This is a genomic window from Flavobacterium hydatis, assembly GCF_000737695.1.
Lineage (GTDB): Bacteria > Bacteroidota > Bacteroidia > Flavobacteriales > Flavobacteriaceae > Flavobacterium > Flavobacterium hydatis.
In genome coordinates, this window is record NZ_JPRM01000029.1 from 67,014 (window position 1) to 73,832 (window position 6,819).

The window sequence follows — 6,819 nt, forward strand, 5'->3', positions numbered from 1 at the left end:
GTTAAGTTTTATTCAGATGTAAAATAAATTTACTCTGCTTTTCTAATTAACGGAATAACCTTAGTCCCAATAAACTCAATCGAGTTCATTAATTGAGCATGAGTAAGTCCTGCGTTATCCATTTGGAATGTAAATCTTGAAATTCCACCAAGAGATTCGCTATGTCTTAAAATCTTCTCAGCTACTTGTTCTGGACTTCCCACAACCAATACACCTCTTTCGTCGATAAGACTATCAAACTGTGTTTTTGTAACTGGTGGCCAGCCACGTTCTTTTCCTAATTTGGTCCAGAGTTCGGCATAACCCGGATAATAATCGGTAATTGCTTTTTCATTCGTACTTCCAACATAACCTGGCGAATGTAAACCAACTTTTAACTCTTTGGCACTAAATCCTGCTGCTTTTCCAGCTTCTCTATACAAATCAATCAACGGACGAAAACGATGTGTTTGACCTCCAATAACAGCAACCATTAATGGTAATCCCAGAGTCCCTGCTCTTACGAAAGACTCAGGAGTTCCGCCAACACCAAGCCAAATTGGTAATTTTTCTTGTAATGCTCTTGGGTAAATAGGAAGATTATTTATGGCAGGACGAAATTTTCCTGACCAAGTAACAAACTCATTATCTCGTATTTGGAGTAAAAGCTCTAGTTTTTCTTTAAAAAGTTGGTCGTAATCATTAAGATTAAAACCAAATAGAGGATAAGCCTCAATAGATGATCCACGCCCTACAACAATTTCTGCGCGACCTTTAGAAATTAAATCTAAAGTAGCAAAACTTTGATATACACGCACAGGATCAGCAGCGCTTAAAACACTCACCGCACTTGATAACCGAATATGGTTTGTTCTGGATGCAGCAGCAGCCAAAATTACAGCTGTAGCAGAATCTAAAAACTCCTTTTTGTGATGCTCGCCTATACCAAATACGTCAAGACCTACCTGATCAGCCAGTTCAATTCTTTGTAATAATTGTTCCATTACATCTACGCTACTTAGCGTATTATTGTCCCCGTACATTGCAGAGGCAAAACTATCTATACCTATTTCTATCATAATAGTAAAGATAATAAATTTTGCTTTCTTTTTATTCCAGTTAGATTTAAGAATTTGTTTAGCATTAATTATATTTGGATATAAATTAGTTTCCAATCACTCATTAATGAACAAAATTCTAACATACTCACTCGAGCATCATACTAGCTTGTTTACTAATGAAGAAAACAAAAACGAATATTTTTATGTACAAATAAAAGATCACCCTTATATAAGCGAACCTTATCGGGCAGAAAGTTATGCAATAGAATTTCTTAAAAAGGGGAGCATTATAATGCAAACAAGGCTTACACAGGTTGTGATTAACGCCCCTGCAATAATTACTTTAGGACCATCGGTAATAAGGAGTTTTACTAAAAATAGTGATGAAATCTTAATGGATATCATCTTTTTTAAACCGCAATTCTTTCTTAAAAATCAAGCAAATGTTTTCTTCTTGAATCAATATGATTTTTTTAATAATAGTCAGATGCATGTATTTAGCCTTGAGAAAGATGCTAAAATTAAATTCGGAAAAATATTTGATTTAATTAATGACGCACTTAGCGGAGATAGCAACAATCAATCTTCGATTTTAAGAAGTTATCTTTATATATTGATATTTGAGTTAGATAATATAAAACAATCCATTTCGGGTAATTTAAATCAAAATCCGATATTTGAAAAGTTCAAAGTAATCCTTGGCAGAGATTTCATAAAAGAACGTTCCGTTGCTTATTATGCAGATAACTTAAATGTTACACGCAAATATTTATCTGAAGTTATCAAAAAGAATAGCGGGAAAACTGCTAGCAATTGGATTGATGATTTTATAGTGCTTGAAGCAAAAGTATTACTGCAAAACAAAGCACTAACCATTAATCAGATAAGCGAAATGCTGAACTTTTCTAATCAATCTGTCTTTGGTAAATTTTTTAAGAATTCTACTGGCTTTTCTCCTTTGGAATACCGTAAGAATAATGGATAATAACTTGTTGATTTTACCGCAAAGAACACTAAGTTTTACGCAAAGTTCGCAAAGTTTAGACAATGTAACTCACTACAATCTTGTCTTTCTGAGGAACGAAGACACGAGCGATAGCGAACTGGCGAAGCAATCTCCACGAGTAACTCGATCATCAGGAAATACTTTGTCTTAGTTTCTTGCGAAGACCCTTCCTCTGTCAGGGTGACAAGATTGTGGTTTGTAGCTGTAAATTAACCACAGAGAAGACAAAGTTTTACGCAAAGTTCTCAAAGCATAATCGATTAACACTTTGCGAACTTTGCGTTTTTCCCTTGCGCTCTCTGCGGTTAAATTTTCATGTTCAAACTTCCCTTAATACGACTTTATGACCAACATATAAGACATTTGGCTCTTTATCGGTCAAACTAATACACGCAACTTTGTATTATCAAATCTTACACATCAGTAAACAAAAAAAGAAAATATGTCAAAAGTTGCAAAATTTGTAGTCATAATAAATGACAATGCAGGCTGGATAGAAAATCAGGCAATTAATTTCTATTCCAATTTATTTGGACAATCAACCGCATTAGGGGAGAAGTATGTCGAAGAGAATCTGTCTATTCCGAAACTCTTCAAAATACAAAACGATTTTTCGATCGAAATGATGATGATTTATGACAACGAAACTCCATTGGGTTTTATGAAACTTAATTCCTCTAGACTTTCTAATCAAAATCTTGGTACGAATAAACCTGTTGGGATTGATCATATTGTTTATTTTAAAAAAGAAGATTTATTAGTATTGCTAAAACGAGCTGAAGAAGTTGCTACACAAAGAAAATATGATTTAATATGGATTAAAGCTTTTAAAGAAGATACTGTTTTGATTGAATTATTAGAATCTCTCGGCTATCAAACATTCAATTATGATGAAGATAACGGTATTAATAGCTATCAAGAACCAGTTTATTTTAGAAAAGAAATACCTGTTCATTCTAAGCTTATTTTATAAAAACAGGAATTAATATAGATTAATGTGGGTTAATTTACTTACATTAGTCTGTGCTAATTTATTGAAAATAAGATAAAATGGAAGTAGTAAAGATATACATAGAATATGTAGCGAAAGGAATTGAAATAACTGGTATTATCACCATAATCATCGGAATCATATTAGCGATGGGTAAATTCATTTTTACACTTCAAGGGACAACTCCACGTTCCTATAAAATATTAAGACAAGAACTTGGTAAAGGAATTTTGTTAGGTTTAGAAATTCTTGTTGCAGGAGATATTATCGGAACAGTTGTAACCGAGCCAACAATGGATCGAGTGCTTTCGCTAGGAGTTATTGTATTAATAAGAACCTTTTTAAGCTTATCACTCGAGGTAGAAATCGAAGGGAAATTTCCTTGGCAGAAAAGTAAAGAATTAGAGGAATAATTACTTTCTAATTACTCAAGATCCATACTTCTCCAGGTTTTTTCTAACTTCTTCATTTCTTTGTTGCGCGTATTGCTCGTAAACCTTGTCAAATAGTTGATCATTCTCTAGTATTGCAATTTTCACCTGAGTAATAAAAGCCTCTAAATCGTCTTTATGTATGCCACCTGTAACTTTTCTTACGGTGTAAGTCTCTCCAGAAGCTCTTCTTTTTTTAGTAACGGTTACAAAAGTAATGTTGTTTCGTATATTTTTTCGGACAACCTCAGATCTTGGACTGTCGTAAAACCGATATTCAGGATCAAAGAATCCCGAAATTGCATCATCATTAAGTCTAAATACTTTATTACAAAAAACTTTAAGAGGAACATAACCATTTTCGTTTGATTGTTCCTTAAAATCTGAAATCTGATAAGGTGTTTTCATTTTATTAATTCGCATAACAAATTCTGTCCTCTTTCAAAAAAAAAGACAATACTTGTAAATACATAATTTAAGGTTATAAAAAGTGAAATTACTAAAACGAATATTTAAAACCAAATTGATATTAATGACTGTGATAGGTGAGTAGTACTAAGATTTCTATTCTTTCAAAACATTTAATATTTCTAATACTTTCTGCTAATATTTAGGTGTTTGATATTGAATATAATTAAGATATTTTTTAATGTAATTTATGTAGAATTAATCTAAATAATTTTTTGTTAAGGGATTATTAATATTTACATTTGCGCTGTTTTTATTTAGAACTATTAAAAACAGATAACTAGTCAAATTTAAAATTAATGAAATATCTCAACTTAAGAATATCACAGTTTATATTTACAATTTGTTTTTTATTTTCGGTCTTTACATCTTTCGCGCAACAAAGCCCAGGAAAAATTAAAGGACAAATAACAAATCCAAACGGGAAACCTTTAGCAGGAGTAAGCATCATCCTTAAAGCATCAAAATACAGTACTATAACAGGTAGTGATGGTAGTTTTAAATTTGACAAAATAACCGCTAATATCTATACTTTACAAGCATCTTTAAAAGGCTACGAAACTATAGAACAAGAGATTAGTGTCTCAAAAAATCAAACCACAACACTTAATTTATTATTAAAAGTATCAAATAAAGATCAGGCATTAGGTAGCGTAAATTCTGAAGATAATGGATCTGAGCTAGATGAAATAATTGTATCGGCTAGCAGAAAAGTTGAAACTTTATCCAAAACTCCTTCATCTGTTACGGTAATTAAAGCTAAGGATATTGAGGATTTATCAATTGTAAGTCCAAATATTGCAAATGTTCTTGCTTTTGCAGTTCCAGGTTTAGGTTCTGCAACTAATAACACTGGGAATTACGGACAAACTCTTAGAGGAAGAAATCCTTTGGTTCTTATCGACGGAATTCCGCAATCGACACCATTAAAATCAGCGGGTAGAGAACTACGCTCGATTGATCCTTCGGTAATCGAACGTATTGAAGTTATAAAAGGTGCAACAGCTATTTATGGTAATGGAGCCGATGGAGGTTTGATTAATTATATTACAAAATCGGGCAAGACCCAAAAGAAATTTGCAGGATATAGTGAAGCAGGAACTACAGGTAATATTAAAGGAGATTCTGTTGTAGGATATAGACTTTTGCAACAGTTTTATGGAAGAATCAAAAACTTTAATTATATTGTAGGTGGTGTTTATGACAGAACTGGTGTTTTCCGTGATGGAGAAGGAGAGGTTATATCTCCAGAATACGGATTAGGTGAAACTAAAACATATAATGTGTTTACTAAATTAGGATATGACCTTACAGATAAGCAAAGAATTGAATTAATGTACAATTATTTCAGCTCTAATCAAGATTCTGATTTTGTACTTAAAAATGGAGTTTATGGAGTTAGCCCAGCAATTGGAGTACTCGGAGACAGGCAGGGTGCTGATGAAGGAACACGTTACAATCATAATGCAAATCTGCAATATGTAAACAAAGAGATTTTTGGTAATACGAGTTTAACGGCCAATTTATATTTTCAGGATTTCTTGACGGTTTTTTCTAATTCTGCCTTTTTCTACGGAAGTGGACAATCTCAGACGGCATCTACCAAAAAAGGATTAAGAGCTTATTTAAATACACCATTTACAGTTTCGTCAAACTTTACGGGAGATGTTACTTATGGTTTTGATTTACTAAACGATAAAACAAATCAAAAATTAGTTGATGGTAGAGTATGGGTTCCAAATATCGATATGGTTAATCTAGCTCCTTACGCACAATTATCAACTCAATTATTTGAGGATTGGACTGTAAAAGCTGGTTTACGTATCGAAAATATCAAAATAAATATTGATGATTATAACACGCTTGCTACAGGAGCAAATGGAGCAGGAAGTGTTGCTGTAAAAGGTGGCGAACTTAATTATGATGCGTTTGTATTTAATACAGGAATAAGATATTCTAAATTCAAATTCTTTAATCCTTTTATCAGTTTCTCTCAAGCTTTCTCAGTATTTGATTTAGGTAGAGTTCTTACGGCAGCTAAACAAGATGCTATCTCAAAATTAGAAACGGAACCAATTATCGTTAATAACTACGAAGGTGGTTTTAGTAGCCAATTAGGAAAGTTTAATTTAAGTGCAGCTTATTATTATAGTACTTCTAAACTAGGAACAAACTTAATACAAGTAGATGGTTTCTTACTTGCAGAGCGTTTGCCAGAACGTGTATGGGGTTATGAGATTCAGGCAGATTATCAAGTACTAAAACAACTTACTGTAGGAGGAAATTACGCCTATGTGCAAGGAAGAGGAGATAAAGATGATGATGGTCATTTTTATGGAGAGAATGACATTTATTTAAAATCAAACAGAATTCCTCCGGTTAAAATAACAGGTTATGCAAAATTCGGAAACGAAAGATTAAATGTAGAAGTATATTGGATGTATGTAGGTGATCGTGATTATTTTAAACCAAATGCAAAAGGAGCTTATGCAATTGGTGAAGGACCAATACATTCATTCAACTTATGGAACTTGGCTACAGCTTATAAAGTAACCGATCAAATTAGAGTGAAACTTGGTATTGAGAACTTGCTTAACACAGATTATTATACAACAACTTCTCAGTTTTATGGTACAAATGCCAATTATACGAGAGGAAATGGTTCAAGATTTAATTTAGCTGTTGGTTACAGTTTCTAAGACAATCTATTTAATAATATTTAAAAGGTTCCTGGTATTTTTATCAGGAACCTTTTTTTATCCTGTAAGGTATTTTTAAGATCCTGAGTGACAAAGAAACTGAGAGTACTGAGTCTGTTCGATAATTAGCCATAAAGGAACGCAGATGACACAGATTTACAAAAGTAAAGACGCGGATAAAAAC

The 6,819-nt window shown here is 32.6% G+C and carries 6 protein-coding genes; 4 read left to right on the forward strand and 2 right to left on the reverse strand.

Annotated elements, in window-relative coordinates; translation table 11 throughout:
* Positions 1-29 precede the first annotated feature (29 nt).
* Positions 30-1,055: an LLM class flavin-dependent oxidoreductase gene (locus IW20_RS17700; protein WP_035625400.1), complete on the reverse strand. Its 1,026-nt coding sequence runs from the start codon at positions 1,053-1,055 to the stop codon at positions 30-32.
* A gap of 109 nt (positions 1,056-1,164) precedes the next feature.
* Between IW20_RS17700 and IW20_RS17705 the strand changes: the two genes are divergently transcribed.
* The 3 genes from IW20_RS17705 (at position 1,165) to IW20_RS17715 (ending at position 3,450) form a co-directional block, all read left to right on the forward strand.
* A complete protein-coding gene (locus IW20_RS17705) occupies positions 1,165-2,025 on the forward strand; it encodes a helix-turn-helix domain-containing protein (protein ID WP_035625365.1) in 861 nt (286 codons plus the stop codon).
* Between the two features lie 463 nt (positions 2,026-2,488).
* Positions 2,489-3,019: a hypothetical protein gene (locus IW20_RS17710; RefSeq protein WP_035625368.1), complete on the forward strand. Its 531-nt coding sequence runs from the start codon at positions 2,489-2,491 to the stop codon at positions 3,017-3,019.
* Positions 3,020-3,096: 77 nt separating this feature from the next.
* Positions 3,097-3,450 carry a DUF1622 domain-containing protein gene (locus IW20_RS17715; protein ID WP_035625371.1) on the forward strand — a complete coding sequence of 118 codons (354 nt, stop codon included), beginning with the start codon at positions 3,097-3,099 and terminating at the stop codon, positions 3,448-3,450.
* A 15-nt stretch (positions 3,451-3,465) separates the two neighbouring features.
* On the opposite strand, the gene IW20_RS17720 is transcribed toward IW20_RS17715, so the two are convergent.
* Positions 3,466-3,876 carry a hypothetical protein gene (locus IW20_RS17720; protein WP_051885881.1) on the reverse strand — a complete coding sequence of 137 codons (411 nt, stop codon included), beginning with the start codon at positions 3,874-3,876 and terminating at the stop codon, positions 3,466-3,468.
* A 359-nt stretch (positions 3,877-4,235) separates the two neighbouring features.
* Here IW20_RS17720 and IW20_RS26880 point away from each other — a divergent pair, with 359 nt between their 5' ends.
* Positions 4,236-6,635, forward strand: a complete 2,400-nt coding sequence (locus IW20_RS26880) for a TonB-dependent receptor (protein ID WP_035625375.1) — start codon at positions 4,236-4,238, stop codon at positions 6,633-6,635.
* The last annotated feature ends 184 nt before the right edge of the window (positions 6,636-6,819 follow it).